This is a genomic window from Roseovarius nanhaiticus (assembly GCF_900156535.1).
Taxonomy (GTDB): Bacteria; Pseudomonadota; Alphaproteobacteria; order Rhodobacterales; family Rhodobacteraceae; genus Roseovarius; species Roseovarius nanhaiticus.
Genome location: NZ_FTNV01000001.1, coordinates 1,589,266 through 1,616,195, shown reverse-complemented (window position 1 = coordinate 1,616,195; position 26,930 = coordinate 1,589,266). Strand labels below are relative to the sequence as shown.

At 66.3% G+C, this 26,930-nt stretch carries 26 protein-coding genes; 20 read left to right on the top strand and 6 right to left on the bottom strand.

Annotation, left to right across the window (positions count from 1 at the left end):
* Nucleotides 1-87 precede the first annotated feature (87 nt).
* Both BW975_RS07825 and BW975_RS07820 read right to left on the bottom strand, forming a co-directional pair.
* Nucleotides 88-1,776: a chloride channel protein gene (locus BW975_RS07825; protein ID WP_076532461.1), complete on the bottom strand. Its 1,689-nt coding sequence runs from the start codon at nt 1,774-1,776 to the stop codon at nt 88-90.
* Between the two features lie 94 nt (nt 1,777-1,870).
* The gene (locus tag BW975_RS07820) at nt 1,871-2,422 is read right to left on the bottom strand and encodes a hypothetical protein (RefSeq protein WP_076532459.1); all 552 of its coding nucleotides are present in this window, start codon (nt 2,420-2,422) and stop codon (nt 1,871-1,873) included.
* A 195-nt stretch (nt 2,423-2,617) separates the two neighbouring features.
* On the opposite strand from BW975_RS07820, the gene BW975_RS07815 reads away from it, so the two are divergent.
* From BW975_RS07815 to BW975_RS07805, 3 genes are read left to right on the top strand one after another with little or no spacing between them, the layout of a single operon-like run.
* Nucleotides 2,618-3,055 (top strand): tellurite resistance TerB family protein, encoded by a 438-nt coding sequence (locus tag BW975_RS07815; protein WP_076532457.1) that lies wholly within the window; start codon nt 2,618-2,620, stop codon nt 3,053-3,055.
* 51 nt (nt 3,056-3,106) lie between these two features.
* Nucleotides 3,107-4,252 (top strand): glycosyltransferase family 4 protein, encoded by a 1,146-nt coding sequence (locus tag BW975_RS07810; RefSeq protein ID WP_244512471.1) that lies wholly within the window; start codon nt 3,107-3,109, stop codon nt 4,250-4,252.
* On the top strand, nt 4,249-5,031 hold the full coding sequence (locus BW975_RS07805; protein ID WP_076532452.1) for an inositol monophosphatase family protein: 783 nt from the start codon (nt 4,249-4,251) through the stop codon (nt 5,029-5,031). The genes BW975_RS07810 and BW975_RS07805 overlap by 4 nt, the downstream gene beginning before the upstream one ends.
* A gap of 12 nt (nt 5,032-5,043) precedes the next feature.
* Here the strand turns inward: BW975_RS07805 and BW975_RS07800 are convergent, their stop codons facing one another.
* Nucleotides 5,044-5,778 carry an FkbM family methyltransferase gene (locus BW975_RS07800; protein WP_076532450.1) on the bottom strand — a complete coding sequence of 245 codons (735 nt, stop codon included), beginning with the start codon at nt 5,776-5,778 and terminating at the stop codon, nt 5,044-5,046.
* Between the two features lie 293 nt (nt 5,779-6,071).
* Between BW975_RS07800 and ribA the strand changes: the two genes are divergently transcribed.
* The 5 genes from ribA (at nt 6,072) to BW975_RS07775 (ending at nt 10,114) form a co-directional block, all read left to right on the top strand.
* Nucleotides 6,072-7,163, top strand: a complete 1,092-nt coding sequence (gene ribA, locus BW975_RS07795) for a GTP cyclohydrolase II (RefSeq protein ID WP_076533535.1) — start codon at nt 6,072-6,074, stop codon at nt 7,161-7,163.
* On the top strand, nt 7,160-8,113 hold the full coding sequence (locus BW975_RS07790) for a zinc-dependent alcohol dehydrogenase (protein WP_076532448.1): 954 nt from the start codon (nt 7,160-7,162) through the stop codon (nt 8,111-8,113). The genes ribA and BW975_RS07790 overlap by 4 nt, the downstream gene beginning before the upstream one ends.
* A 9-nt stretch (nt 8,114-8,122) precedes the next feature.
* The gene (locus tag BW975_RS07785) at nt 8,123-8,518 is read left to right on the top strand and encodes a 6-pyruvoyl trahydropterin synthase family protein (protein ID WP_076532446.1); all 396 of its coding nucleotides are present in this window, start codon (nt 8,123-8,125) and stop codon (nt 8,516-8,518) included.
* 1 nt (nt 8,519) lies between these two features.
* Nucleotides 8,520-9,176: a class I SAM-dependent methyltransferase gene (locus BW975_RS07780; protein ID WP_092746198.1), complete on the top strand. Its 657-nt coding sequence runs from the start codon at nt 8,520-8,522 to the stop codon at nt 9,174-9,176.
* Nucleotides 9,177-9,304: 128 nt separating this feature from the next.
* On the top strand, nt 9,305-10,114 hold the full coding sequence (locus tag BW975_RS07775; protein WP_076532444.1) for a RibD family protein: 810 nt from the start codon (nt 9,305-9,307) through the stop codon (nt 10,112-10,114).
* A gap of 4 nt (nt 10,115-10,118) precedes the next feature.
* Here the strand turns inward: BW975_RS07775 and BW975_RS07770 are convergent, their stop codons facing one another.
* The 3 genes from BW975_RS07770 to BW975_RS07760 are packed head-to-tail and all read right to left on the bottom strand — an operon-like array spanning nt 10,119 to nt 13,392.
* A complete protein-coding gene (locus BW975_RS07770) occupies nt 10,119-11,054 on the bottom strand; it encodes a lysylphosphatidylglycerol synthase transmembrane domain-containing protein (RefSeq protein WP_244512474.1) in 936 nt (311 codons plus the stop codon).
* Nucleotides 11,051-12,730, bottom strand: coding sequence for a sulfatase-like hydrolase/transferase (locus BW975_RS07765; RefSeq protein WP_076533533.1), 1,680 nt, complete (start codon nt 12,728-12,730; stop codon nt 11,051-11,053). The genes BW975_RS07770 and BW975_RS07765 overlap by 4 nt, the downstream gene beginning before the upstream one ends.
* The gene (locus tag BW975_RS07760; protein WP_170846533.1) at nt 12,727-13,392 is read right to left on the bottom strand and encodes a CDP-alcohol phosphatidyltransferase family protein; all 666 of its coding nucleotides are present in this window, start codon (nt 13,390-13,392) and stop codon (nt 12,727-12,729) included. The genes BW975_RS07765 and BW975_RS07760 overlap by 4 nt, the downstream gene beginning before the upstream one ends.
* Before the next feature lie 283 nt (nt 13,393-13,675).
* Here BW975_RS07760 and BW975_RS07755 point away from each other — a divergent pair, with 283 nt between their 5' ends.
* From BW975_RS07755 to BW975_RS07700, 12 genes are all read left to right on the top strand, one after another.
* Nucleotides 13,676-14,248, top strand: coding sequence for a cytochrome b (locus BW975_RS07755; RefSeq protein ID WP_076532440.1), 573 nt, complete (start codon nt 13,676-13,678; stop codon nt 14,246-14,248).
* Between the two features lie 97 nt (nt 14,249-14,345).
* Nucleotides 14,346-15,926, top strand: coding sequence for a glucans biosynthesis glucosyltransferase MdoH (gene mdoH / locus BW975_RS07750; protein WP_076532438.1), 1,581 nt, complete (start codon nt 14,346-14,348; stop codon nt 15,924-15,926).
* Nucleotides 15,923-17,461: an OpgD/OpgG family glucan biosynthesis protein gene (locus BW975_RS07745; RefSeq protein WP_076532436.1), complete on the top strand. Its 1,539-nt coding sequence runs from the start codon at nt 15,923-15,925 to the stop codon at nt 17,459-17,461. The genes mdoH and BW975_RS07745 overlap by 4 nt, the downstream gene beginning before the upstream one ends.
* A gap of 102 nt (nt 17,462-17,563) precedes the next feature.
* Complete coding sequence (locus tag BW975_RS07740; RefSeq protein WP_076532434.1) at nt 17,564-18,004, top strand: tellurite resistance TerB family protein; 441 nt, start codon at nt 17,564-17,566, stop codon at nt 18,002-18,004.
* Between the two features lie 23 nt (nt 18,005-18,027).
* Nucleotides 18,028-18,786: a phosphate/phosphite/phosphonate ABC transporter substrate-binding protein gene (locus BW975_RS07735; RefSeq protein ID WP_076532432.1), complete on the top strand. Its 759-nt coding sequence runs from the start codon at nt 18,028-18,030 to the stop codon at nt 18,784-18,786.
* Nucleotides 18,787-18,954: 168 nt separating this feature from the next.
* The gene (locus tag BW975_RS07730; RefSeq protein WP_076532430.1) at nt 18,955-20,271 is read left to right on the top strand and encodes a glutamine synthetase family protein; all 1,317 of its coding nucleotides are present in this window, start codon (nt 18,955-18,957) and stop codon (nt 20,269-20,271) included.
* Between the two features lie 94 nt (nt 20,272-20,365).
* On the top strand, nt 20,366-21,085 hold the full coding sequence (locus BW975_RS07725) for a type 1 glutamine amidotransferase (RefSeq protein WP_335743494.1): 720 nt from the start codon (nt 20,366-20,368) through the stop codon (nt 21,083-21,085).
* Nucleotide 21,086: 1 nt separating this feature from the next.
* Entirely contained in the window at nt 21,087-22,445 is a 1,359-nt protein-coding gene (locus tag BW975_RS07720; RefSeq protein WP_076532428.1) for a glutamine synthetase family protein, read from the top strand.
* The gene (locus tag BW975_RS07715; protein ID WP_076532425.1) at nt 22,438-23,592 is read left to right on the top strand and encodes a hypothetical protein; all 1,155 of its coding nucleotides are present in this window, start codon (nt 22,438-22,440) and stop codon (nt 23,590-23,592) included. The genes BW975_RS07720 and BW975_RS07715 overlap by 8 nt, the downstream gene beginning before the upstream one ends.
* A complete protein-coding gene (locus BW975_RS07710; protein ID WP_076532423.1) occupies nt 23,593-24,897 on the top strand; it encodes an NAD(P)/FAD-dependent oxidoreductase in 1,305 nt (434 codons plus the stop codon).
* An 80-nt stretch (nt 24,898-24,977) separates the two neighbouring features.
* The gene (locus BW975_RS07705) at nt 24,978-25,634 is read left to right on the top strand and encodes a hypothetical protein (RefSeq protein ID WP_139194208.1); all 657 of its coding nucleotides are present in this window, start codon (nt 24,978-24,980) and stop codon (nt 25,632-25,634) included.
* Nucleotides 25,635-25,705: 71 nt separating this feature from the next.
* On the top strand, nt 25,706-26,926 hold the full coding sequence (locus BW975_RS07700; RefSeq protein ID WP_076533526.1) for a DegT/DnrJ/EryC1/StrS family aminotransferase: 1,221 nt from the start codon (nt 25,706-25,708) through the stop codon (nt 26,924-26,926).
* Nucleotides 26,927-26,930: the final 4 nt, after the last annotated feature.

Below are 26,930 nucleotides of genomic sequence, written 5' to 3'. Positions count from 1 at the left end.
TTCTTGCGATAAATATCCTGGGGGGAGGCATCGAGTTTCCGGCAGGAAATTCAATGCCGGGGGGCAACGCCCCCTGCCCAAGGCCCCTCACCCATGCTCTTCGCGCGACAGTGACGCCAGCGCCAGATTGAAGGCCTTCAGCGCGTCGACATGGTAAAGAACGCCCTTGTAGAGGGGCGGTGCATCGTCCGAGCTTTGCGCAGTGACCGGCACGTAATTCACCTCATGCAACTCGAAGAGTGGCATCGCCGTCTCGAGGGTCGAGCCGAAATCGACATGGATACCCTGCTCGATCATCGCGCGCGCCGCTTCCTCGGACGGGGCGCTGTCATCTTCCGCTGGTCGCATCAGCCCGGCGACGGCGGTCATGGAAAGCAGATAGGCTTGCGGCCCTTCCGCCAGATGGATGCCGCGCCTCTTGAGCTGAGTCAGAAAGAACGAGCGCGTAACCAGTTTCGTGCCCAGCGCGGTTGAGGTCGAGACGGCCACCATCACCGCAAGGCCCGTCTGCCAATCGCCGGTCAGCTCAAAAACGATCAGCGTCGTCGAAATCGGCGCGCCCAGCACCGCCGCAGCGACCGCCCCCATCCCCGCCAGCGCATAGAGCGAGAGCGCACCCGAAACCTCGGGGAAAATCGGCGTCGCAATCAGGCCGAAGGCCAATCCCGTCAGCGCGCCCAGCATCAGCGAAGGTGAAAAGATCCCGCCCCCCATGCGCCCCCCCAGCGTGATCGCAACCGCCAGCACCTTGAGTATCGCAAAGACAATCGCTTCATGCAGCAGCAGCTCGCCCATCAGTGCCGCATTCGTCGTCTCGTATCCGACACCGATAATATGCGGGAACCAGATGGCAATTCCGCCCAGAAGCGCCCCCGCAATGGCGGGCCGAAGCCATCCGGGGATGTGGAGGCGTCGGCAGACCGCCGCGCCCACGTCCTCGGCCAGGAAAATGCTGCGCATCAGCGTCGCCGCGACCACGCCGCACACGAGGCCCAGGATCAGAAAGGCCGGCAATTCGACGTAGAATTCCAGCGCCGAAGAGGTCGGCAGCACGAATTCCGTCAATCCGCCAAATTCCAGCCGGTTGATCACGGTGCCCGCGACGCTTGCAATGACGATGGGTGCGAAGGCGTGAATGGCGAAATGGCGCAGCACCACCTCAAGCGCGAAAAGCGCGCCCGCGATGGGCGCGTTGAACGAGGCCGAGACGGCAGCCGCGACCGCGCAGCCCAAAAGGTCGCGCCCGTTCAAACCGCTCGCGTTGATGCGGTCCGACGCCCAGCTTGAGATGATGCCGGCCAGATGCACCACCGGGCCCTCGCGCCCCGAAGATCCGCCCGCGCCCAGTGTGATGAGCGAGGCCGCCGCCGAGGCAAGGCCCGCGCGCCGCTCGACCCGCCCGTCGTTGAGCGCGGCCCCGGCGATCACGTCCGAAACCGAGCGCACGCGCCCGTCATCGGTAAAGCGCGACAGGATCAGGCCGACGGCCAGGCCACCGACGATAGGGATGATCAGGATCCAGTACCACTCGATCCCGCCGGCAAAACTGCCCATCGCGCGCGGATCCTCAGAGCCGTAAAGCGTCGCCTGCAGCCATGAGATTCCCTTGCGAAAGAAAAGCGCGCCAAAGCCGGCGGCAATCCCGATCAGCAGGGCGATCAGCCAGAATTGAAATTGGCTCGGCCCCCGCGTCAGCAGAATATGCCAGGCACGTCTGGCGCTCGCGCGCGCATCCGACAGGGTGCGTGTCAGGAAACTGGTCTCAGGCGTGCTCATCGGGGCACTCTCGGGCTCATTTTGGTCGGGGGCGCCCTTCCGCAGGCGCTTCACCCTTTGTCTAGACCGTTTCGGCGCGCTTCGAAACGCCCCTTTAGGCCCGGCGCCGCAGGAGGGGCGCCAGCAGGGCGAAAAGGCGACCCCGGCGCAGGGCTGCTGTATCCAGGCGGGTATCCATCGCCTCGGCGGGCGCGGCGGCCTGAATCAGCACCCGCTCCACGATTGCCTCGTCAAGGATCCAGCGGCCCCCGCTGCCCTCGGCGCGGTCGGCCTTTTGCGCGGCAAGCCAGTTTTCGAGACGCGGCAGATCCGGCGCCGCCATCGGCGTAGCGGGCAGGTAGTAACCCGAATTGATCCGCAAGCAGATGTTGTCCAAAAGGCGCGCCTCGGCCTCATGCTGAGGCGGTACATCGCGTTTCGGCATGTAGTTGAACCGCTCGGGCGCGCCGCGCAGAAACACCGTCAGCGCCACCGCCAGCTCGATCCGCCTTTGCGCCATGACCCAGCCCAGCACCGGCTCGGGATGCGCGCTCCAGTCATAGCTGCAGGCGAGGCGCGCCAGATCGCTGCGCGGAGCACGGCGCATTGCGCGCAGATGCGCGTCAGCGCAGCCTTGGCTCCAGTCCTGGCGGATCGGCATTTGCATCTGAGATATCCTTCGCGCGCGCTGGTCTTGGTGCTGGGTCGTGACTGTCTTGAAATTAGTGCTCGATTCGGACGGCGAATGGACCGCTCTGTGGCGTTTTTCCGGCGGGCGCCGCGCCGGGCGCTTCTTGGCCCACGCGCGCGGCTGCCACGGAAATCGCTTGCTCCGACGCGCAGAGCGGGTAAACCTCGCCTCATGCTGTCGCGTATCCTGGACCTCTTCAAGGGACATCCCTCCGATCCGCTGCCCGAGCCGGATGCCAAACTGGCTTTGGGGGCGCTCATGGTGCGCGTGGCCAAATCCGACAGCGACTATCAGCTTGCAGAGATCAGCCGCATCGACACGCTTCTGGCGCGGATGAACGGCCTTGGCCCGGTCGATGCCGCCAAGATGCGCGCCACCTGCGAAAAGATCGAGGCCGCGGCGCCCAGCACACGCAAATTCGCACTGCTCATTCGCGAGACCGTCAGCTTCGAGGCGCGGATCGAGGCGCATGAGGCGCTGTGGCAGGTCATGCTGGCCGATGGCGTGCCGAACGAGGCCGAAATGGCCGTGGTGCTGCAGGTCCGCGAGGCACTGGGCCTGACCCGCGCCGATTGCGACGCGGCCAAGCTGCGCGCGTCGCCGCTTTAAGGTTCCTCACGCAGAACTGGCCGTTGCCGCCGCTGCGTCTGGCGCTAAGACATGTCCGGACATACCGAGCCTGCCAAGGACACCACCATGCCCGCCGATCGGCCTCAGAACAGCCCAGCTTATTCGGCGAGCGCCTGCAAAGCCGCCTTCGCCATTCCCGGCGATCTGACATCGCCCACGGGCGGCTATCATTACGACCGCCGCCTGCTGGAGGCGCTGCGCGCAATCGGCCACCGGACCGAACACATCGCCCTGCCCGGCGGCTTTCCCTTTCCAAGTGGCGCCGAGATGGCCGAGGCGGCGGCGCAACTGGCCGCCGTGCCACAAGACAGCGCGCTGATGATCGACGGGCTGGCCCTCGGGGCGATGGACACGGGCGCACTGGACGCTCTGCGCGCGCCGCTGGTGGCGCTGGTGCATCACCCGCTCGCCCATGAAAGCGGCCTGCCCGCGCCCGAGGCCCAGCGCCTGCGCGCGCTGGAGCGCGCCAATCTTGAGCGCGCGGCGCATATCCTGGTGCCCAGCCCCCATATCAAGGAGGTGTTGGTGGCAAATTACGCCGTGCCAGCGGCGCGCGTCACAGTCATCCGGCCCGGGCGCCCCGATGCGGTCAGGGTGCCTGCGCGCGCCAAGGCCAAGGACGGCCCGCCCCTGATCCTGTCGGTTGGCATCCTGCATCCGCGCAAGGGCCATGACGTGCTGATCGCTGCGCTGGCGCAGATCGCGGATCTGCCTTGGCGCGCGGTCATCGTCGGCGCCCCGTGGGAGCCGGGCCATGACGCCGCCCTTGCGCGCCAGATCGAGGCGGCGGGCCTTGGCGCGCGGATCACGCTGGCCGGGCGGGTGCCGCGGAGCGAGCTCGACGCGCTCTATGCCAGCGCGCATATTTTTGCCCTCGCCACGCGATACGAGGGTTACGGGATCGTTTTTGACGAGGCGCTCATTCACGGGCTGCCCATCGCCGCGACAACCGCAGGTGCCGTGCCGGGCACCGTGCCCCCGGGCGCCGGACGGCTGGTGCCGCCCGAGGATGCGCATGCCTTCGCAGGCGCACTGCGCAGCATGCTGAGCGACGTGCGGGCCTATGCCGACATGGCCGCCGAGGCCGCCCGCGTGGGCGCGGCGCTGCCCGGCTGGGACGATGCCGCGCGCGCCGTGGGACGCATCCTGACCCGCGCGCTGGAGGAGCACCGATGAGCGCCGAAGACCTCGACCTGGCCATCACCCTCGCGCATGAGGCGGGCGACATCCTGATGACACATTGGCGCGCGCGCGCAGATTTGAGAATCACGCACAAACGCGCCGGCGATTTCGTGTCCAAGGCGGATATGGAGGCAGAGCGGCATCTGCGCGCCCGCTTGCGCGCGGCGCGGCCCGAGGATGCATGGCTGGGCGAGGAAACCGGCGCCGAGGCGGCGTCCGGCGCGCGGCGCTGGATCGTCGATCCGCTCGACGGCACCACGAATTTCCTGCGCGGCATCGGGCATTTCGCTGTCTCCATCGCGCTGGAGGAGGCGGGCACGCTCAGCGTCGGTGTGGTTCACGATCCGGTCCGGCAGGAAACCTTTTCCGCCCGGCTGGACGATACCGCGCGCCTCAACGGCGTCCCGATCAGGCCCGCCGAGACGGCGGCGCTTGCGCCTGCTCTCTTCGGCACCGGTATTCCATTTGGCACCATGGCGCATATCGACGATCACGCCGCCGATATCGCGCGACTCATGCCCCAGTGCGCGGGCGTGCGGCGGATGGGGGCGGCGGCGCTGGATCTGGCCTATGTGGCGGCGGGGCGGCTCGACGGCTTTTGGGAGCGGCGCTTGCAGCCTTGGGATATCGCGGCGGGCCTTGTGATCCTGCGCCAGTCGGGCGCGCAGGTTGAGGGATGGAGCGCCGCGGAGCGGCCAGAAGAGAGCGGATCGGTCATCACCGCCGCACCGCAGCTATTTGGCGCTTTCGCAGGCATCATTCGCAACGCATAAACCAAGCGCGGGCTATTCCAGCACCTCCAGCCGCGCGAAAAGATCGCCTGAGCCGGCACTTGGCGCCAGTCCGTCTAGCCAGTCGCGCGCCGCGTCAGCACTGCGCCAGTCGGGCCAGAGAAACCCGCCCGTCTCGCCCGCAACCGGATTGAAACGGTAATCGCCCAACTCGGCCAGCCGGTCGATCACCGCATGGGTCATTTCCGGAAACGCGGGCAGATACTCCGCCGAGACGATCTGGACAGGCGCACTCAGCCCCCCCAGCACCTCGACCTCAAATCCCTCCACGTCGATTTTCACATAGCGCGGGCGCCCGTGCTGCGCGATCAGCCCATCGAGTGTGACCATGCGCACCCGCTGCCGCCGATCCCATTTCACATGGCCGAAGCCGGGCGCGGCGCCCGCGCCCTCGACGAATTCGGTGCGCAGCGATGATACTGTGGGATGGCGCGAGGAGACGGCCATCTCGGCCTCGGTATCGCTGCGCCCCGCCGCCGCCTCGATCAGGGTGATGTCACGTGGCAGGGTGCGGCGCAAAAAGCCCGCGAAGGGCGCCTGCGGCTCCAGCGCGACGACGCGGGCCCCGGCCCGCCGCATGGCCCGCGCCCGCGTGCCCATATGCGCGCCCACGTCAAAGACCAGATCGCCCGGCGCCAGAAGATCGCGGTAGAAACGGCGCCATGCGCGCAATGATGCCGGGTTATGATAGATCACCAACGACCGCAAAAATCCCAACCATCCGCCCATGCACGCATCCCTTGTCGTTTGACGCCATAGAAATAGCGCGCCGCCGTGCTTGTCCAGCGCAGATGCGCCCTGCGGCGGTGGTGCAGGCAAGGCGCATCTGGAACGGCAAATTTCCGCGCGGGTCTTGCCTCCTTCTCAGGCGGGCTATCTTTCATTCAACGATTCAAACCAGATGGACAGCGACATTGCGTTTATCCCGGACTGCCTCCGCCCAAGCCGTGCCTGCCCTTGGGACCACCCAGAAAGGCAACGCGCCCGCCCAAGGCCTTACGCCGCGCGCGGTCGAGCGCCTGATGCGTGTTCGCGGTGATCTCAAATTGGGCTTGCCCGTGGCGCTCACATCCGGCGAGGCGGCGTCGGACGGTGCCCTCGTCGCTTTCGCCGAAACGGTCAATGACGAACGCCTCGAAGCGCTGCGCGCCATGGCCGCGCCGGGCGCGGTAGAGCTGGTGCTGACACGAAACCGCGCCGAGGCGCTGGGGATGGACCTGCCCGATAACCTGCCAGCGGAAGAGTCAGGCGGCGTCGTCACACTCGATATTCCGGCGGGGGCCGATCTGGAATGGCTTGCCTCGCTTGCCGGTGAGGGACTGCCGGCTGGCAAGCTGCGCTCGGCGCCCATGCGCCTCAACGCGGGCGGCCCGCTTCATGCAGTGGCCCTTGCGCTGGCCAAGTCGGCCCATGTGTTGCCCGCGGCGGTCCTCCTGCCCCGGCAGGACGCGGCGGGCGATGCATTGCGCCTTGGGCTGAGCATGATGGAGACGCCCGCCATCATGGATGCGCTGGAGGATGGCGCGCCACAGACCTTGGTCAGCGCGGCAAACCTGCCGATGGATGCCAGCCAGGCGGGACGCGTCCACGTCTTTCGCCCGGATGACGGCGGGGTCGAGCATTATGCGATCGAGATCGGAACGCCCGACTTTACCCAGCCCGTCACCGTGCGCCTGCACTCTGCCTGTTTTACCGGGGACGTTCTAAGCAGCCTCAAATGCGATTGCGGCCCCCAGTTGCGCACGGCCATGGCGACGATGGCCTCTGGCAGCGGCGGCGTGATTCTCTATCTCAATCAGGAGGGTCGCGGCATCGGCCTGGCCAACAAGATGCGGGCTTATGCGCTGCAGGAGGCCGGTCTTGATACGGTCGAGGCCAATCACTGGCTGGGTTTCGACGATGACGAACGGGACTTTCGCGTGGGCGGCAACATCCTGCATTGGCTGGGCATCTCGCGCGTGCGCCTGATGACCAACAACCCCGCCAAGATCGCCATTCTGGCCTCTCAAGGGATCGACGTGACCGAGCGTGTACCGCTCAAGGTCGGCGGTAACGCGGTAAACGCAAATTACCTTGCCACCAAGGCGGCCAAATCCGGCCATCTGCTGACATGAATGCGCGCGCGCTTTGGTGCGCCGCCCCGTCGCGGGCCGAGCTGCGCGATGCCGATATTGGCACGGGCGTTCTGGTCGATACGCTTTATTCCGGCATCAGCCGCGGGACCGAGCGCCTGGTTTTTGAAGGACGCGTGCCCGCATCGGAGGCCGCGCGGATGCGCGCACCCGCGCAGGAGGGCGATTTTACCTTTCCGGTCAAATACGGCTATTGCGCCGTGGGGCGCGCCCGCGAGGGGGCGCATTCGGGGCGGGACGTCTTTGCGCTTCATCCGCACCAGACGCAGTTCCGCATGCCTGCGGAAATGCTGACGCCCCTGCCCGATGGCCTGCCCCCCGCGCGCGCGATCCTCGGCGCGAATATGGAGACCGCGCTGAACATCCTGTGGGATGGCGCTGCTGCGCCAGGCGACCGGATCGCCGTGATCGGCGCGGGCGTGATCGGCGCGCTGGCGGGTTACCTCGCGGCCCGCATCCCCGGCACCGACGTGACGCTGGTGGACATCAATCCAGGCCGCGCCGCGCTGGCCGGTAGAATGGGGTGCGACTTTGCCGCGCCGGATGATGCGCCCGATGGGTGCGATCTGGTCATCCACGCCACCGCCAGCGGCACAGGGCTTGCCACCGCGCTTGGCTGCGCCGGGCAGGATGCCGCCGTGGTCGAGGCCAGTTGGCACGGCGCGGGCGACACGTCCGTGCCGCTCGGCGGCGCGTTTCACAGCCGCCGCCTGCGCCTGATCAGCAGCCAGGTAGGCCATCTGCCCCCCGCCCGCGCCCCGCGCTGGAGCTACGGGCGCCGCATGGCCAAGGCGCTGGACCTCTTGTGCGATCCCGCGCTTGATGCGCTGATCTCGGGCGAGACGGCGTTTGACGATCTGCCGGGCGCCTATGGCGATATCCTCGGCGATCCCGCCACGCTTTGCCACCGCATCACCTATTCCCGAAGTTAAGGAGACATCATGTTCGCCGTCGAAGTCCGAGATCACATCATGATCGGCCATTCCCTGCCCTCGCCCGTGTTCGGCCCCGCCCAGGGCATGCATGGCGCCACATTCACCGTCGATGCCGCCTTCTACACCGAGGAGATCGACGATCACGGGCTGGTCGTGGATATCGGCCTCGCCACCGAGGCGCTGACCGACGTGCTGGGCCCGCTGCGCTACAAGAACCTCGACGAGGTGCCTGAATTCAAGGGCAAGTTCACCACGACAGAGTTCCTGTGCAAGCATATCTTCGACGCCATGGCGGGCACCGTTCGCAAGGGCGGGCTAAAGGATGAAGGCCGCGTCAAGAAGCTGCGCATCCTGCTGCACGAAAGCCATGTCGCCCGCGCCTGGTACGAGGGCGAGATCTAGAATGGGGTTTTCCGCCGACTGGCTTGCCCTGCGCGAGCCTGCCGACCACGCGGCGCGCGACGCGGGCCTCTTGCGGCAGGCGGCGGTGGCGGCTGGCCCGGCGCCCGTCATCCTCGATCTGGGCTGCGGCACAGGCTCGACCGTGCGCGCGCTGGCGCCGCACCTGCCGCGCAGCACGCTATGGCGGCTGGTGGACAATGATCCCGATCTGCTTGACCGCGCCGCGAAGGCCGCACGCGATGGCGGCGCGCGGGCCGAGACCCATGCCTGTAATCTGGCCGATCTGGACAGCTTGCCGCTGGAGGGCGTGACGCTTGTCACGGCCTCGGCCCTCCTTGATCTGATGCCGGAAGCGTGGCTGCGCGCCTTTGCGGCCCGGTTGGGCGTTCCGTTCTATGCCGCGCTTTCCTACGATGGCCGCATGGAATGGCAGCCCGAGGAGGCCCGCGATGCGCCCGTCACCGAGGCGTTCAACCGCCACCAGAGGGGCGACAAGGGCATCGGCCCGGCGCTTGGCCCCGATGCGGCGCCGACGGCTGCGGCGGTATTCGCCGAGGCCGGGTTCGATGTGATCCGCGCGCGCAGCGACTGGCAACTGGGCCCAGAGCAGGCACCGCTGCAGGCGGAACTGGTGCGCGGAATCGCCGCCGCCGCCTAGGAGGCGGGCGCAGAGGGCGCCGCCGAATGGGGCGCGGCGCGCGTCGCCGCTGCGCGTGATGCGGCATGCATGATCGGCCATGGTGATATGCTGGCCCTGCCACGTGACACGGCGCAAGGGGACATCTGATGCAGGGGATCAACGTCACGGCAAAGGTGTGGGAGCGGTTGCTGGCCGTCAAGGCGGGCCGATCCTGCACCTGCTGCGGCGATTGGAGCGCGGACGAGCGCAGCGCGCTCGCGCTCTATGGTCCGCTCGCACGGCGCGACCTCGGCCCGCTGAGCGTGGCGCAGATCGGGCAGTCGCTGGATGGGCGCATTGCGACTGTGACGGGTGACGCACGCGACGTGTCGGGGCCGGACGGGCTGGCGCATCTGCACCGGATGCGGGCGCTGGTCGACGGTGTCGTGATCGGGGTGCGCACCGCGCTGCACGATACGCCCCGCCTGACCGTGCGCATGTGCGACGGCGCCGATCCCGCACGCATCGTGATCGACCCGCGCGGGCGGCTGCCGAACGACGCGCCGGTCCTGCAGGACAACGGCGCGCGGCGCATCGTTGTGCAAGCGGTTGGGATGGCGCGCCCCAAGGGTGTGGAGGTGATCCGCATTGACGCAACGGACGGCAGCCTGCCCCCGGCGCGCATCATCGAGGCGCTGAACGCGGCAGGGCTGCGCACATTGATGATCGAGGGCGGCGGCATAACCATCGCCCGCTTTCTGGAGGCGGGGCTGCTGGCGCATCTGCATGTCGCCATCGCGCCGTTGCTCATCGGGGGCGGCCCGCAGGGCCTGACCCTGCCCAGCCCCAGCGAGACGCTCGCGCATGCGATCCGGCCCGATTGCTGCGTCTATTCCTTGGGCTCGGACGTGGTGTTCGATTGCGCGCTGACCGCACGGGCACTGGAGGCGCGCGCGCCCGTGCACGGCGCAGCCTGAGACGTCACGCCGCCGCGCGGCGGCGCCCGACCACGAAAATCAGCCCCGGCAGGGCCGCGACGATCATCATCAGTCCGAAGGCGACGCTGGCCGCCAGCCCCCCGCTTGCCGCGCCGCCCGCCAGCGGAAAGAGCGCCGCCGCCGCCCCCTCGCGCAGGCCCCAACCGCTGATCGTCAGCGGGATCAGCATGGTAAGAAGGATCAGTGGCACGAAGGCCAGCACGGCGGCCAGCGGCAGGCCATGCCCCACCGCCAGCGCGCAAAACGCGAAGGCCGCCAGATTGCTGAGCGCGGTCCCCAGGCTGAGGAGCGTTTGCGGCAGGATAACGCCGCGCGCCAGCACCGCGCGCTGCATCCCGTGCCAGACCGATCTGGCCCCCGCGCCGATCCGGCCCGGAACCTGCGTCAGCACATAAAGGACGAGGGGCAGGCACAGCCCAATCAGTATGAAGATCGCAACGGGCGGGATAAGCCGCGCGGGCCATTCCAGGCCGCCGGGCGCGGCCAGCGTCACCGCAAAGGCCCCCGCCGTGATGACGAAGAGCCCCGCCTGCCCGGCCAGACGCTCGAACACCACCGCCTGGCCCGAGGCCAGCAGCCCGGCCTGCTGACGTGCGCGCACCGCGCGGCCCGCATCGCCGACGACACCGCCGGGCAGCGACAGATTCAGCGCCTGGCCCAGATAATATTCGCGCAGCGCGGCCCCCAGGCCCAGCCGGATGCCCAGTTGCGCCGCCGTCAGCCGCCAGCGCAGGGCCGAAAGCGCCGTTTGCAGCGTCAGCGCCGCCAGCGCCGCGCACAGCCAGAGCGGATCCGCGCCCGCGAGGCTGCGCGCCGCCTCCGCCCCGTCAAGGGCGCGCCAAAGAAGCGCCAGCATCAGCGCCGCCAGCGCGAATTGCCCCGCGCGCATCAGGCCGGGTGAGAGCCAGCGCGGCCTCACTCCACGGCCTCCCGCGGCGAGACGGGCAGCACCTCGGGCGGTAGCGCGGCGGGCGTCGTAAAGGTCTCGATCAGCAGATCGCGCATGCGGTCCATGGCCATCGGTGCCACGTCCGGATCCGGGATCAGCCCCTCTTGCCAGCCCCACCCCTTCAGCTGCGCGACCAGATCTGGCGGGCCGATGATGTGGATCGGCACGTCCGGACGGTCCTCGAGCGCGACGAAATCCGCCGCTTGATGATCGCCGAGGATGATCATCAAAGGCGGGGCGTCCGCATGGAGCGCCGCGTAGTCGAAAACCGTGCGCAGCGCATAGTTGATGGCCTTGCGATACTGTTCGCGCACCCTGTCCCGGTCGCGCCACACCATTTCGGGCGGATCGCCCGCCGCCGCCATATCGTTGAAGATGCGCCCGTCGCCGACCTCGTCCCAAGGCACCAGATCCGGCACTGGCGTCCAGGGCGCGTGCGACGATCCCAGCGCCAGCTGCGCAAAGACGGGACCCTCCTCGCGCGCGCGCACGAGGCGGTCGAGCGCCGTGAAGGTGAACTGATCGGGCATCGTCACCCAATTGAAGGGTGCGCCCCGATACCCAAGGTCGGCCGCCGCCAATACGGTATCAAAGCCCATTGCCTCGGATTCCGGCCAATCGAGCGTGATCTGCGGCATCACCGCCGCCGTGCGAAAGCCCGAGCGCGCCGCGATGTGAAAAAGCGTCTCGCGCCCCGAGGCCAGCATCGCGCCGTAGCGCGTCTGATCATTGATCCAAAGGCCATTGGCGAAGGTCGCGTGCGACAGCCAGCTTTGACCGCCCCGCGTGGGTGCCACCAGCAGGCCCGATGCCATGGCATAACCTGCATCGCGCAGCCGTGCCTCGGCCGCAAGCAAGGTGGCGCGATGGGTGCCCGCGTAGAAGGGCGTCTCAAGACTGGTGCGCCCATAGCTCTCGACGAAGACGACCAGCACATCGCGGTTGGCGGCGTTCGCGCTTTCGTCGGTCAGGCGGTCCAGCAGGCCCGTGCGCTCGGCAAATGGATCTTGCCGCGCGGCGATGCGGAAGGCCCGCAAATCGGTTATGGTCTGGCGCACGAGTTGCACGCGCTCATATCCCACCCGCGCGGTGAACGCGGCGCCCGGCGGCGCGACCGGCAGGCTCCAGCGACCCAATGCCATCCCAATCTCGGCGATGGCCAGAACGGCGAATAGCGCAGCGCCCGCACCCGCCGCGCGACGGCGCGGCAGCGTCACCTTGGCAAGAACACCCGTCGCCCACCAGATAAGCCAGCCGATTGCGCAAACTGCCAGCACCGCCGCCAGAGCGGCAAGAAGCGCTGGTATCATTCCGATGGAGCCTGCCAAAAGGCGCATTCCCGCGTCGATCAGCACAAGATCGGCCACCGGATTGAACCCGCGCGCAAGGGCCGTGAACATGCCGAAATCGGCGGTCTTAAGGACGGTAACCAACGTCAGGCAAGCTGTCAGCAAGACCCGCAGCAGCATGGCCCATTTTCCGCTCAGGGCGATCAAGGCAAGCATGATCACCGGCAGTTCCAGAGGGAAAAGCCACAGTGCCTGCCATGTCATCGCCGCCGGATGATTGGGCTGGATCAGCGCCAGATGCAAGATCACGGCAGCCAGGATCAGGCGCAGGACCGATGGACGTGCCCAATCAGTCAAGCGGTGCGTCGCCAAAGCCAGACACAATCGCGTCCGAAAGACCACGCCAGCGCCAGCGCCGCGATTGTTATGGCCGCAGCAGCCATGCCATGCGGGACAATGGGTGGCTGAATGCCGATCAAAACGCCGATCTGGATGACGCAGACGACCTTGCGCCCAAAGCGCTCGGGCAGAGGCCGCGCCAGCCAAGGCATGGCGATGCCCGCGAGTGCAAACACATAACGCGGCATCGCCAGGAGCAGCACGGCAATCCCGGCAGTACCCGCCGCAAAGGCATTGAGCGCCAAGAGCACGCCCAACGAGGCGTCGACCTCCATGTCGAAACGCGCGCCAAATTCAGAGGTCAGGCCCTGGCGCCGTGCCAGCCAACCATCCACCCCGTCAAGCGCCAGCGCAATTGAGGCGAGAGCGAAGACATGCCATTGCAAATCATCCCCCATCAAAAGCGGCGGTATCAGCGACGCGGCAAGTGCCATCCGCCCGAGCGTGACAAGGTTGCCGAGGCCAAGCGCCTCATGCGGATAGTTCCGCGCCATCCCCGCGCCGGCCAAAATGGCAGCTGCGGCGTAGACAGTGACCGCAACAGCAATGGGTAGAGCGCCTGCATCCAGCAAAACCGAGGCCAAGATCGCGGCCCCGGCGCAGCCGATCAGCGCCGCCATTATGAAACGCCAAAGGGCTGGAGGCAGCCCAAAGGCCGGCCCCACACCCAAGGCAAGCCTGAAAGGCGGCTGGAGGCGGTGCCGGCGGCGCGGCACGTCTGGGTGCGAAATCGTCATGAGAGATGAATTTAGCACGATGGGGTCGCCGTCAAGTGGCGCCAGACACCAGCCTGAGGCGGGCGCGCGGATTGGGGCCGCAGGAGGCATCGCGTGGCTTGATTCCGGGGCCGGCGACGCTACGTCAGCCATCATCGACACTCAGGCAACGAAAGCAACCTCGCGCATGAGCCCGCAGACGACGATTCAGCATCACTCGGCCTATAGCCGCACGGCTCGTGTGATCCACTGGTCCATGGCGCTACTGATCCTGTCAACGATTCCCGTCGGGTTCCTGATGGTGCAGGAGGGCTTGGCACGGAGCCTCCAAAACGCGCTATTCATCTATCACAAGAATGTGGGCGTTCTCTTGCTGGTTTTGATCGCGGTGCGCATCGCCTATCGATTTGCCGTGCCGCCGCCGCCCCTCCCGGATCAGATGCCCGCATGGCAGGCCAAAGCAGCTGGGCTGAGCCATATAGCTCTGTATGCGCTGATGCTGATCATGCCTGTTGCGGGCTATATTCGCGTCAAGGCGGGCGGCTTCCCAATTGAGACGCTTGACGCTCTCGGCATAGGATCGCCGGTTACAAGGTCGGACGAGATCGCTGAAATTGCCAAAACTGTCCATTATTACGGAGCTTTGGCGCTGACGGCCGTCGTGGCACTGCATATTTTCGCTGCAGCGCACCACGGGCTTATACGCCGCGATGGCATCTTTTCGCGCATGTGGTCACCGAAGGACAGCGCAGGCGGCTAATCCGCTTGTCGCTGCCAAAAAGCGGGATATGTCAGGCGCTTGAAGAACCGCAGGGCGAAATGCGCCTGCATCCACTGCAAGGATCACGCTGAGCGCCATGTCTTTTTCGGATTCGATATCACGGGTTGCCGCAACGGCGGGTCTTCCGAGGCTTCGCTGGCCCGAGGCGCGGCCTGCATATATTGGCATCACCCTTCTCCTGACTGCGCTGCTGACAGCCAGCTTTGCGCTGTCTATCCGTGACTGGACCGTGATGAGTTATATCGCGCTGCCTCTCGCCGCACTGAGCGGTGCGTGGATTTCGGGTGGCGCTGCGACTGCCCTGATCGGATTGGCGCAATCGCGCGCTCGTCCGGTGCCGCCGCCCGCCGGATGGGTGCCGGAAGGGCAGACTGCCATTCTTATTACTCTTTGCAAGGAAGATCCTTCACCGGTCGCGTGGTACATTGCTGACCTGAGTGCCAGCCTCGGGCATGCGGGCCTTGACTGCCGGACACGCATTTTTGTCCTGTCGGACACGCCCGCCGGCGAGCTGGCCGAGCGCGAGGCGACCGCGCTGGCGGACTTGCACGGCGATGGCCGCATCCAGTACCGCCGCCGCGCCGAGAATACCGGGCGCAAGCCGGGCAATATCGCCGATTGGCTGCATCACTACGGCGACGCATTCGACTACATGCTGGTCATGGATGCGGACAGCCGCATGTCCGCGAGCCGCATTCGCCGCATGATCCGCCAGATGGAAATGCGCCCGCGCACGGGCCTCCTGCAAGCTGGCATGGCCCTTATTCCGGGGCAAAGCCGGTTCGGAAAGCATCAGCGCACTGCCGTGCGGCTGATGTCGCATAATTTCGGGCGCGGCATGGCGGCTTGGGCCGGGCGCTCCAGCAATTACTGGGGTCACAACGCCATCTTGCGGGTTGCCGCATTTCGCGAGGCGGCGCATCTGCCTGTCCTTCCGGGCAAGGCTCCCTTCGGCGGGCCGGTGCTGAGCCATGACTTCATCGAGGCGGCGTGGATCCGGCGCGCCGGTTGGGCGGTGGAATTGGATCCGGACATGGCCGGCAGCGCCGAGGACGGGCCACAGACGCTGGACGAGTTTCACAAGCGTGATCGCCGCTGGTGTCAGGGCAACATGCAACATATCGGCATGCTTGCCACGCCGGGCCTGCACCCGATCAGCCGACTGCACCTTGCCTCTGGCGCGCTCAGCTACCTTGCCGCGCCGATCTGGCTGGTTCTGGTGGTGCTGATTGCCTCGGGCGCGGTGCCGGTCGCAGGCGCAATTCCTTTCGCGCTGGTGGCCGCCGTTCTGCTTGCGCCCAAGATCTGCGCGCTTGCGGGCTGGCTGCGATCCGCAGGCACATTGCGGCGCAGACTGGTGATTTTGCGCGCGTCGCTGGGCGAATTGATTCTGTCGACCGTGATCGCGCCGATCATGATGCTTCGCCAGACTGCGTCGGTCGGCTCGATCTTGCTCGGCCGCGATTGCGGGTGGAAATCGAACACAGCCGCGCGTCTGCGTCTGCCCCGTGGCATGCCCGAGGCGGCAGCGGGCGCGGCCCTCTTGGCGCTGGCGCTGCAAACCGACGGCGGTGCGACGCTCTGGCTTGCGCCGCTGATCCTGCCTTTGCTGGCCGCGCCGCTTATCTTGCGCGCACTGGACGCGCAGCCCGTATGAGGCGCCGCGCGCTCCTTGGCGGCTCGGCCATGGCGCTTGGCGCGGCGGCGCTCGGCCTTTGGCCGCAGGCACGATCGGCGCAGGCCGAAGAGGCGCCAGCCTCATTGCTTGAGGCCGCGCGGGCCCTCGCGGCCAAGCCCTACCAGCCTAATCCGGTGTCGCTGTCGCCGCCCTTCGCGGGCCTCAATTATGACGCCTATCGCGGCATAAGACCCATCGCAGGCGAGGCAGCCAACCTGCCACTCGGCGACGGATACGAGGTGGATCTGTTGCCCCCCGGCCTCTTCTTTCCCGATCCCGTCACGATCGAGATGCCCCGCGCCGAGGGCTTTGGCGAAATTGCCTTCTCGCCCGGCCTGTTCACGTTCGAGCCGCGCTATTTCAGCGATATCCCGGCGAAATCCCCCGGGGCCGGCTTCTCCGGGGTGCGCCTGCGCCACCCCCTGAACGACCCCCAGGTGATGGATGAGGTGATGGTGGTCCAGGGCGCCAGCTACTTCCGCGCCATCGGGCAGGCGATGGTCTATGGACTGTCGGCGCGCGCTGTCGCACTTGGCACCGGCGGGCCGGGTCCCGAGGAATTTCCCAGATTCACCCATCTTCGGCTGCACCGCCCCGTGGATGGGCGTATCCGCATGGAGGCAGTGATCGACAGCCCCTCGCTTGCCGGTCATTTGGAGCTGGAGATGACGCCGGGCGTCGACACCGCGATGCGCGCCGCGCTCACCCTCCTGCCACGGCGCGAGATCACGGATGTCGGCGTCGCGCCACTTACCTCGATGTATCTCAAGGGGCCGATCCGCGCCGCCGTGTCGGACGATTTCCGCCCGCGCGTGCATGACAGCGATATGCTCTACATCCGCAACGGCGCGGGCGAGCATCTGTGGCGCCCCATCAGCAATCCCGCCCGAATCCAGACCTCGGCCTTTGCCGATGACGGCCCGGTGGCCTTCGGCCTCTACCAGACGCCCCGACGCTTTGACGACTATGAGGATACCGAGGCACGTTATCACGACCGGCCTTCGGCGCGGGTCCAGCCCACGGGTGACTGGGGTCCGGGCGCCGTCATGCTGGTCGAGATCCCGACGGATACGGAATTCATGGATAATATCGTCGCGTTCTGGCGGCCCGACGCGCCCATTGCCGCCGGCAGCGAGCATCGTTTCGACTATACGCTCGACTGGACACGAAGCGCGCCGGGCGCCGAGGGCGCAGTCCGTATCGCGCAAAGCCGTAGCGGGCAGGAGCATGATCGCCCCGGCACGCGCCGCTACGTGATCGACCTGGATATGCCGGATGGTCTGGCCGCCGAGGATGTGACGCCTTTGATCTCTGCGGCAGGTCCGGCGCAGATCACCGGAGCGGGCGTATTCGACCTGCCGGAGGGGCGCGGCGCACGCGTGACCTTCCTGCTGACCCCCGGCGACGGGGCCGAGGCGGTGGATCTTCGCGTGACGCTGCAAGGCGCACCCGGTGCCCATCCGGGACCGGTCTGGCTTCACCGCTGGACGCCGACCGAAGATGGCGAAGTTTGACGCACCCCGCCCCGCCTCGCTGTGGGCGATTTGCGCCGCAGTCCGCCGCGGCAATCAATTTTGACATTGGCCGACGCAGCATCGCGCCTTATATGCCGTTATATGATAGCTGATTTTTTCAAACGTCTCACCGCGGCCCAGGACCAGCCGCTGACCGAAACCGACGCACGCCTCGCGCTCGCCGCGCTTTTGGTGCGCGCGGCGCGCACGGATGGCCACTACGCCCCGTCCGAGATCGCGCATATCGACCGGATCCTGCAAACGCGCTACGGCCTCGGTCAGGACGCGGCGCAAGCTCTGCGCAAGGAGGCTGAAGAGGCCGAATCCAGCGCCCCCGATACCGTGCGCTTTACCCGTGCCATCAAGGATGCCGTCCCCTATGAGGACCGCACCGCCGTAATCGAGGCGCTCTGGCAGGTGGTGCTGGCCGATGGCGACCGCGCCGATCAGGAAAACGCCCTGCTCCGCGTGACCGCCAGCCTTTTGGGCGTCAGCGATATCGACAGCAACTCGGCCCGCAAAAGGGTGGAGGCCGCGTCCTGACGCGGCCCAAACGGGTCCATGCAATGATCGCAAGCCTGCCAATGTATGATCGCCGCGAGACTGCGGCGACGCTCGATCGTCTTTGGTGTCACATCCGCGCGCATCTCGACTTCAAAACTCCCAGCTTCCTCACCCGAGGCGGAAACCTCTGGGATCAGTGGCAGGCGCCTGATCTCGTGCTCTCACAAACCTGTGGCTACCCCTATCGCGCAAGACTGAAAGGCCATGTGCAGTTGGTCGCGTCGCCACAGAACGACTTGCCCGGATGTCCACCCGGCCACTATAACAGCGTCTTCGTCACCCGCACCGATGAACCGCGCCGCGACCTGTCCGATTTCGCCGACGCTGTTTTCGCCTTCAGCGAGCCTCTCTCGCAATCGGGCTGGGCCGCGCCGCAGAACCATGTGGCAGACCTCGGCTTCACGTTTTCAAACGATCTATATACCGGCGCACATATCCGCTCGGCCCGCGCCGTGGCAGAGCGAAGCGCCGATATCGCCTGCCTCGACGCCGTCAGCTGGCGTCTGATCCAGCAGCACGAGCCCTACGCCGCCAATCTGCAAGAGATCACCCGCACCGCGCCGACACCCGCGCCCCCCTTCATCACCGCCCCCGGCCAAAACGCGGCGCAGATCCGCGCGGCCCTCGCCGCCGGGATCGACGCCATTGGCGAGGCGGACCGCGAGACCCTTGGCCTTTACGGCCTCACAGACGTGCCGGAGGCCGCCTATCTGGCCGTGCCGAATCCCGCGCCACCGCGCGATCCGAGGACGCGCGTCTAAAGCGAATGTGGCGTTGCGCCATGCCACGCCCCTGCTTCATCTTGGCAAAAAATACTCAAATCCCACGCCGCACCACGCGCGCCGCACGCCAATAATGCGCCGCAAATTGAGGTTGCGCTTTGGCGGCATCCGGCTAATCAATCGGTCATTCAACGAAGGAACACCCGAATGACCATCGATAATTTCGCCACGTTCCGCGTGGCCGCCTGCGATCTGAACGGGCAGATGCGCGGCAAACGGATGCCTGCCAGCTATTTTGCGAAACTGCAGGAGGACGGCGTGCGCATGCCGCTCTCGGTGCTGAACGTGGACATCAAGGGTGCCGATATCGAGGGCAGCCCGCTTTTGTTCGAGACGGGCGATGCGGATGGCATCATGCGGCCCACCTCGCGCGGGCCGGTGCCGCTGCCATGGCTCGACAGCGCACAGCCGCTAGTGCCGATGCAAATGTATCTGGAGGATGGCACGCCCTTTTACGGCGACGCGCGGCACGCCCTTGCGCGCGTTCTGGACCGCTACGCCGCGCGCGGCTGGCGCGTGGTGGCAGCGACCGAGCTGGAATTCACGCTGGTCGACGATGGCGGCAAGGCGCTCAAACATGTGCGCGATCCGCGCAATCGGCGCCGCATCGACGCGTCCGAGATCCTGTCGCTCAGCCAAATGGACGCGTTCGATCCGTTCCTGTCGGCCCTCTACGCGGCGTGCGATGCGATGGGTATCGAGGCGCAGACCACCACCTCCGAGGCGGGGGTGGGCCAATTCGAAATCACGCTCAATCATCAGGATGCGTTGCGCGCCGCAGACGACACCTGGCTCTTCAAAACGCTCATTCGCGGTCTGGCACACCGCTATGATTGCGCCGCGACCTTCATGGCCAAGCCCTTCGCGCTGGATAGCGGGAACGGAATGCATATGCACTTCTCGGTTCTGGACGCGGACGGCCGCAACGTCTTCGACGATGGCGGCCCCAAGGGCACCGAGACGCTGCGCCACGCCATCGGGGGATGCCTTGCAGCGATGCAAGGCTCGACACTGATCTTTGCGCCCCATGCCAACAGCTATGCAAGGATGACCCCCGGCGCCCATGCGCCCACCGCGATCTGCTGGGCCTATGAGAACCGCACGGCCGCCATCCGCGTGCCGGGCGGCAGCCCCAAGGCGCGCCGGATCGAGCACCGGGTCGCGGGCGGCGACATCAACCCCTATCTCAGCTTTGCGGCCATTCTGGGCGCTGCGCTGGTCGGGATCGAGGACGCCATGGATCCGGGCGCCCCGCTCAAGGGCAATGCCTACGGTCAGGATCTGCCCCAGCTGGCCACCGATTGGGCGGCGGCGGTCGATCTGTTCGAGGCGGACGCCCTTTTGCCCCGCATTTTCGAGCCGAAGCTTATCCGCAATTACGTCCAGACCAAGCGGCAGGAGATCGCCGTGATGGGCGAGATCGACGAGGCGGATCACTGGAAGACCTACCTGGACAAGGTGTGACGCGGGCCGGGACCACTCCCGCGCCCGCCAAATCCCCCTTGCCCCGTGCAAATCGCTGCGCTACCCTAAATTTGATCAAATTACGAGGCTTCCCTTGACCGTCCCCCACCCCTCGCTGACCCCAAAGGAAGGCGCGCCGACGATAGGCATCCTTCTGTGCGGTCATGCTCCCGAAGATATCAAGGCCGACATGGGCGACTATGACGGCATGTTCGAAGCCCTTTTCGAGGGTCATGGTCTGCAATTTCGCAGCTATGCCGTCGTCGATGAGGAATTCCCCGCCAGCATCACCGACTGCGACGGCTGGCTCATCACAGGCTCCAAACATGGCGCCTACGAGCCGCATCCCTGGATTCCCCCGCTGGAGCAGTTCATCCGCGATGTCTATGCCGACGGGCGACCGATGGTGGGCATCTGTTTTGGCCATCAGATCATCGCGCAGGCCCTGGGCGGCACGGTGGAAAAATACTCCAAAGGTTGGGCCGTGGGCCGACAGGAATATATGATCGACGGCCAGACACTGGCACTTAATGCATGGCATCAGGACCAGGTGACGCGCATCCCCGATGGCGCCACCGTGATCGGGCGCAACGAATTTTGCGACAATGCTGCCCTGGTCTATGACAACCGCATCATGACCGTGCAGCCCCATCCCGAACATACTGCCGAATTCGTGGGCCGCCTCGCCGAAAGCCGCGGGCGCGGTCTGGTGCCCGATCCGCTTTTGGATGAGGCCATCGCGCAGCTGGACCAGCCCACGCAGGAACAAACCATCGCAGGCCGGATGGCGGCCTTTCTCAAAAGAGGTGCCTGACATGGCCGACTGGATCGACGACCTACCGCAAGCGGCGCGCGAATACCTGGAGGGCAAGCGCCTGGATGAGGTCGAATGCATTATCTCGGACCTGCCGGGCATCGCGCGCGGCAAGGCCCTGCCCGCCTCCAAATTCGCCAAGCAAAAACATTTTCACCTGCCCGACTCGATCTTTTACCAGACGATCACCGGCGATTGGGGCGAGGCTGCGGGCGAGGCGGGTTTTATCGAGCAGGACATGATCCTCGTGCCTGACATGAGCACCGCCAGTGCCGCACCCTGGACCGGCGACTGGACCCTGCAAGTCATCCATGACGCCTATGACCGCGAGATGAATCCCATCCCCTTCTCGCCGCGCAATGTGCTGAAGCGTGTCGTCGCGGCCTATGAGGCGCGCGGGCTGACGCCCGTGGTCGCGCCCGAGATGGAATTCTTCCTCGTCGCACGCAACACCGATCCCGGTCAGGCGATCGAGCCGATGATGGGCCGCTCGGGGCGCCCCGCCGCCGCACGGCAAGCCTACTCGATGACCGCCGTTGATGAATTTGGCCCCGTGATCGACGATATCTACGATTTTGCCGAAGCGCAGGGCTTTGAGATCGACGGCATCACGCAGGAGGGCGGCGCGGGCCAACTGGAGATCAACCTCGCCCATGGCGATCCGATCAAGTTGGCGGACGAGGTATTTTACTTCAAACGCCTGATCCGCGAGGCCGCGATGCGGCACAACTGCTTTGCCACCTTCATGGCCAAGCCGATCGCGGACGAGCCGGGCTCGGCCATGCATATCCACCATTCGGTGCTGGATATAAAAACCGGCAAGAACGTCTTTACCGACGCGGACGGCAACGAAACCGATGCCTTCTATCACTTTATCGGCGGCATGCAGCGGCATTTGCCCAGCGCCATCGCCGTGCTGGCGCCCTATGTCAATTCCTACCGCCGCTACGTCAAGGATCACGCCGCGCCCATCAACCTTGACTGGGGCCGCGACAACCGCACGACAGGCATTCGCGTGCCACTGGCCAGCCCCGAGGCGCGGCGCGTCGAGAACCGCCTCGCGGGGATGGATTGCAATCCTTATCTGGGCATCGCCGCCAGCCTTGCCTGCGGCCTGCTGGGCCTCGAGGAGGCGCAGATGCCCGAGGATGAATGCAAGACCGACAGCTACCAAAGCGACAGTGACGTGCCGCAGGTTCTGGGCGACGCGCTGGACCTCTTCGAGGAGGCGCCGAAGCTGCACGAGGTGCTGGGGCCGGAATTCGGACGGGTTTATGCCATTGTGAAGCGAGCGGAATACGAAGAATTCCTGCAGGTCATCTCGCCTTGGGAGCGCGAGCACCTGCTGCTGAATGTCTAAGACCGGCAAGATCGCCCTTCTGGGCGGCGCGCTGTTCTGCGCCGCCCTGATCGCGATGATCGCCGAGCCCAAAGAGCGCGAGGCGCCGCCTGTCACCGAAATATCATCAGGCGAGGCGGATCTGGATCGGATCATGCTGCTGGGCGGGGTCGATCTGGATGCAAATGCGCAGGTCGCGTTGCTGCTGCATGAGATGGCGACTGGCGAGGGGCTGCGCATCGTCACCGACCGCTCGGCGCTAAAGGCTGCGCAAGGCAAGGCGTATTACACCGATGATCCCGGCGCACAGACGCGGCTGACACTGATGTCGATCCTCTTTCTCAGCCCGCCGGGCACATCCCCCCGCGTGCCGATGGCGACGCTGCTGGTCGATGGAGCCGAAGTGGCGCAATATACCTGCTTCAGCCTGCATTGCAGCGGCGAGGGGCAGTATGGCGCACATCACCGCCGCGATCTGGCCGGGCTGATTGCGGCCTCGCGGCCGGCGACGTCAAAGCATGTGTTTTTCGATACCGCAGATGCGGCCTGGGCGGCGCATGATGCGCTGGCCGCCCGCGCCGACGTCGTGCTGGCTCCGCGCCCCGAATGGCCCGCGCGCGGCGCGCCTTACCTGGACCACCGCATTTATATGCGCCCCGGCGCCATGCTGATGCCGGTTGGCGATGATGGCGCGCCGCCCCGGATCGACGAGGCGGCCTTTGAGGCACGGTTTCGCGCCGCATTTCTTGACACTTTTCCGCAAGGTGATGCGTCTTACCGTTTCGGCCGGATGCAGTTCGATTATCTCTCGAACGCCCTCGGCTGGCGCGTTGTCACGCCCGACGGCACGCCGCTGACAGTGGGCGCAGAGCCGGTCCGATTGCCCGGATGGGGCGCGGCCCAGCCGCGCGTCACCCTGCGGGCCACGCGCGAAATGGCGGACCGCCTGACAGCGCCCGGCGCCTTGGACGCCCTGCCCGAATTCGGGGAGGAGCCGCCAGAGTTGGCAGCGGATATAGACGCCCTGGTCGCCCGTGCCACAGGCGCGCCCTGCCCCAGCTGCTACCGGATCGAGATGGACGCAAGCGCGGGCCGCACGACGCTTTCCGGCGTCGAGCAGGTCCAGCTTTACCTGCCCTATTACCTCATTGAGAAGGAGGCCCCTTGAATGAACCTATTGCACGCCAATGACGCACCCGGCGCCTATCCGGCCAGCTGGTATGCCGCAACCGCCGATGCCCTGCCGGAGTTCGCACCGCTGACAGGCGAGGCGCGCGCGGATGTCGTCGTTGTCGGCGCCGGCTATACCGGGCTATCCGCGGCGCTCCACTTGGCCGAGGCCGGCATGGACGTGGCCCTGATCGAGGCGCAGCGCGTCGGTTTCGGCGCATCAGGGCGCAATGGCGGGCAGCTGGGCAGCGGTCAGCGCATGGACCAGGAGGGGCTCGAGCGCCTGATGGGGGACGCGGACGCCGCCAAACTCTGGACGCTGGCCGAGGATGCCAAAGACCTGACCAAGTCACTGGTTCAAAAGCATGGTATCGAGTGCCACCTGAAACCCGGCGTTGCCCACGCCACCATGTCAGCCAAGGAAATGGCGCAAGAGCATGCCTATGCCGACCATTTGGCCCGGCGCTATGGCTATGATCAGATCGAAAAGCTGGACCGGGACGCGATGCACGCGCTATGCCCCTCGCCCGCCTATCACGGCGGCACGCTGGATATGGGCGCGGCACACCTGCATCCGCTGCGCTATGCGCTGGGCCTGGCGCGCGCGGCACAAAAGGCCGGCGTGCGGATATACGAGCGCAGCGAGGTGATGCAGATCGATGAGGGCGCACGCGCGACCCTGCACACCAAGGGCGGCAGGATCAGCGCGGATCACGTCATTCTGGCATGCAACGGATATCTGGGCGGGCTGAACGGCCAGGTCGCGCGGCGAGTCATGCCCATCAACAACTTTATCGCCGCAACGAGGCCCCTGGGGGATGACGCCGCAAAGGTACTGGCGCGAGACGTTGCCGTGGCGGATACGAAATTCGTGGTGAATTACTTTCGCCTCAGCCACGATCAGCGCCTGCTCTTTGGGGGTGGCGAAAGCTATGGCTACCGCTTTCCGGCCGATATCGAGGCGCTGGTGCGCAAGCCGATGACCGAGATCTTTCCCCATCTTCGCGACGTGCAGATCGACTTCGCCTGGGGCGGCACACTGGCCATAACGATCAAGCGGATGCCCTATCTGGTGCGGCTTGCCCCCAACATGCTGAGCGCGTCGGGTTATTCCGGCCACGGGGTGGGCAGCGCCACCCACGCGGGCAAGCTGATGGCCGATGCGGTGCGCGGGCAGGCCGAGGGGTTCGATACCATGGCGCGCGTGCCTGCGACGCCGTTTCCGGGCGGCGCGGCGCTCCGGTCGCCGCTTTTGGTGCTGGCGATGACTTGGTATTCGCTGCGGGATCGGCTGGGGATATAGCGGGCGCGCCACCAGAAAGTCGGAGCCTTGGCCCTGCGCGTCTTAACGCATCATTTACCAAGTTTAACCAATAGTGACCCATGAGCAGCGCCGCCCGTCTTGTCCCTGCAATCCTTGCCGCTGGTTGGTGGCTTGCCCTGCCCAGCCCCGCGTGGGCGGGACCATGGCTACGCACACCGGGCGAGGGATTTTTGTCATGGTCCGTCAAGATCCAGGACGATGCGAATTCCAAGGGATACAGCACGCTTTACGCCGAGTACGGAATGAACCCCGATCTGACGGTCGGCCTTGATCTGGGCAGCGACGACGGCGGCAAGGCAAAGGCACTGGCCTTCGTCGTCATGCCCCTGTCGCGCGGACCGTTGCACATCACCGTCGAGCTGGGCGCGGGCACGAGTGACGATAGCCCTGCCTTCCGACCGGGCATTTCTGTGGGGCGCGGTATCACGCTTGCGGGGCTTGGCGGCTGGTGGAGCATCGACACCCGCGCGGCGATCCTGGAGGGGAGCACGGACCTGTCCATCGATGCGACGCTGGGCCTGAGGCCATGGGACGGCACCATGCTCATCGCGCAGCTGCAACAGGGCGGCGCCCTGACCGAGCCCGACACGCTGCGCCTGACCGGATCGGTAGTGTGGGAGACACAGCCCGGACATCATATCGAGGTGGGGCTGACCTCGGGGCTGAAGAATGGTGAGGATTTTGGAATACAGCTGGGCATTTGGCGCAGCTTTTGAAGATTAATGCTTTCGGGATGGGGCTTGAGGCTTTATGAATCCCGAAAATGACTTTCGGAAAAGGTAAAATCATGTCCTCGACCGCCCTGCCGCCCAACACCTACGACGCCGAGCCGATCCCCGAGGCGGCGCGCGCCGCTGTCGACGCCATGCTGCAATCGGGCGACCTCTTTCGCTACACCGCGCCGCAGGACGCGCCCGTGGCCCTTTTGGAGGCGGAATTCGCCGCCGCGATGGGCTCGCGCTATGCGCTGGCGGTGTCCAGCTGCTCGGCCGCGCTCTTCCTGTCCCTCAAGGCGCTGGACCTGCCGCGCGACGCGCGCGTGCTGATCCCGGCCTTTACCTTCGCCGCCGTACCGTCCTCGGTGATCCATGCCGATTGCGTGCCGGTCCTGTGCGAAGTGGGCGAGAACTACCGCATCGACATGGCCGATTTCGAGGCGCGGCTGGCGGATGACATCAGCGCGGTCATCATCAGCCACATGCGCGGCCATACATCCGACATGGACGCGATCATGGCGCTCTGCGACGCGCGGGATATCCCGGTGGTCGAGGATGCGGCGCATTCGCTGGGCACCACATGGCACGGGCGCAATATCGGCACGATCGGGCGCATCGGCTGTTTCTCGTTCCAGTCCTACAAGCTGCTGAACGCGGGCGAAGGCGGCATTCTGATCACCGACGACGCCGATCTGGTGGCGCGCGCCGTCATCATGTCGGGCGCATATGAGCATAACTGGTCCAAGCATATCGCGCATGGCGACAATGCGCTGAGCGAGGCGTTTGCCCGCTGGCAGAACAAGCTGCCGCTCTACAATCTGCGTTTGAACAACCTGAGCGCCGCGATCATCCGTCCCCAACTGGACGAGATCCCGCGCCGGGTGCGCGATGGCCGCGCGGGCCATGATTACGTGGCGTCCCTTCTGGACCAATGCCCGTGGCTGAGCGTCCCTGCCCCGCTGGCCCCCGAAGAGCGCGCGCCCGACTCGATCCAGTTCAACCTGGTGGGCATGGACGATGCCGAAGCCAGCGCCTTTGCCGAGGCGGCGGCGGCGCGCGGTGTCAAGGTGCAGATCTTTGGCCACAGCAAGGACAACGCGCGCGCCTTCTGGAATTGGCAGTTCATCGATGGCCCCGTGCCCGATTTGCCGCAGACCCGGGCGATGTTGTCCCGCGCCTGCGACACGCGCCTGCCCGCCCGCCTGACACGCGCGCAGCACGATGCCATCGCGGGCGCCATTCTGGGCGCGGTCGATGATGTGATGGGAACCGCGCGCGCCTATGGCACCTGAGCCG

Excerpts from the sequence above, each read along its gene's own strand:
- BW975_RS07740 (WP_076532434.1), top strand. The coding sequence starts at position 17,564 with ATGATAGCTGATTTTTTCAAACGTCTCACCGCGGCCCAGGACCAGCCG.
- BW975_RS07735 (WP_076532432.1), top strand. The coding sequence starts at position 18,028 with ATGATCGCAAGCCTGCCAATGTATGATCGCCGCGAGACTGCGGCGACG.
- BW975_RS07775 (WP_076532444.1), top strand. The coding sequence starts at position 9,305 with ATGCAGGGGATCAACGTCACGGCAAAGGTGTGGGAGCGGTTGCTGGCC.
- BW975_RS07780 (WP_092746198.1), top strand. The coding sequence starts at position 8,520 with ATGGGGTTTTCCGCCGACTGGCTTGCCCTGCGCGAGCCTGCCGACCAC.
- BW975_RS07705 (WP_139194208.1), top strand. The coding sequence starts at position 24,978 with ATGAGCAGCGCCGCCCGTCTTGTCCCTGCAATCCTTGCCGCTGGTTGG.
- BW975_RS07790 (WP_076532448.1), top strand. The coding sequence starts at position 7,160 with ATGAATGCGCGCGCGCTTTGGTGCGCCGCCCCGTCGCGGGCCGAGCTG.
- BW975_RS07805 (WP_076532452.1), top strand. The coding sequence starts at position 4,249 with ATGAGCGCCGAAGACCTCGACCTGGCCATCACCCTCGCGCATGAGGCG.
- BW975_RS07785 (WP_076532446.1), top strand. The coding sequence starts at position 8,123 with ATGTTCGCCGTCGAAGTCCGAGATCACATCATGATCGGCCATTCCCTG.
- ribA (WP_076533535.1), top strand. The coding sequence starts at position 6,072 with ATGCGTGTTCGCGGTGATCTCAAATTGGGCTTGCCCGTGGCGCTCACA.
- BW975_RS07730 (WP_076532430.1), top strand. The coding sequence starts at position 18,955 with ATGACCATCGATAATTTCGCCACGTTCCGCGTGGCCGCCTGCGATCTG.
- BW975_RS07755 (WP_076532440.1), top strand. The coding sequence starts at position 13,676 with ATGAGCCCGCAGACGACGATTCAGCATCACTCGGCCTATAGCCGCACG.
- BW975_RS07720 (WP_076532428.1), top strand. The coding sequence starts at position 21,087 with ATGGCCGACTGGATCGACGACCTACCGCAAGCGGCGCGCGAATACCTG.
- BW975_RS07760 (WP_170846533.1), bottom strand. The coding sequence starts at position 13,392 with ATGGCGGCGCTGATCGGCTGCGCCGGGGCCGCGATCTTGGCCTCGGTT.
- BW975_RS07800 (WP_076532450.1), bottom strand. The coding sequence starts at position 5,778 with ATGGGCGGATGGTTGGGATTTTTGCGGTCGTTGGTGATCTATCATAAC.
- BW975_RS07710 (WP_076532423.1), top strand. The coding sequence starts at position 23,593 with ATGAACCTATTGCACGCCAATGACGCACCCGGCGCCTATCCGGCCAGC.
- BW975_RS07815 (WP_076532457.1), top strand. The coding sequence starts at position 2,618 with ATGCTGTCGCGTATCCTGGACCTCTTCAAGGGACATCCCTCCGATCCG.
- BW975_RS07820 (WP_076532459.1), bottom strand. The coding sequence starts at position 2,422 with ATGCAAATGCCGATCCGCCAGGACTGGAGCCAAGGCTGCGCTGACGCG.
- BW975_RS07810 (WP_244512471.1), top strand. The coding sequence starts at position 3,107 with ATGTCCGGACATACCGAGCCTGCCAAGGACACCACCATGCCCGCCGAT.
- BW975_RS07825 (WP_076532461.1), bottom strand. The coding sequence starts at position 1,776 with ATGAGCACGCCTGAGACCAGTTTCCTGACACGCACCCTGTCGGATGCG.
- BW975_RS07745 (WP_076532436.1), top strand. The coding sequence starts at position 15,923 with ATGAGGCGCCGCGCGCTCCTTGGCGGCTCGGCCATGGCGCTTGGCGCG.
- mdoH (WP_076532438.1), top strand. The coding sequence starts at position 14,346 with ATGTCTTTTTCGGATTCGATATCACGGGTTGCCGCAACGGCGGGTCTT.
- BW975_RS07715 (WP_076532425.1), top strand. The coding sequence starts at position 22,438 with ATGTCTAAGACCGGCAAGATCGCCCTTCTGGGCGGCGCGCTGTTCTGC.
- BW975_RS07700 (WP_076533526.1), top strand. The coding sequence starts at position 25,706 with ATGTCCTCGACCGCCCTGCCGCCCAACACCTACGACGCCGAGCCGATC.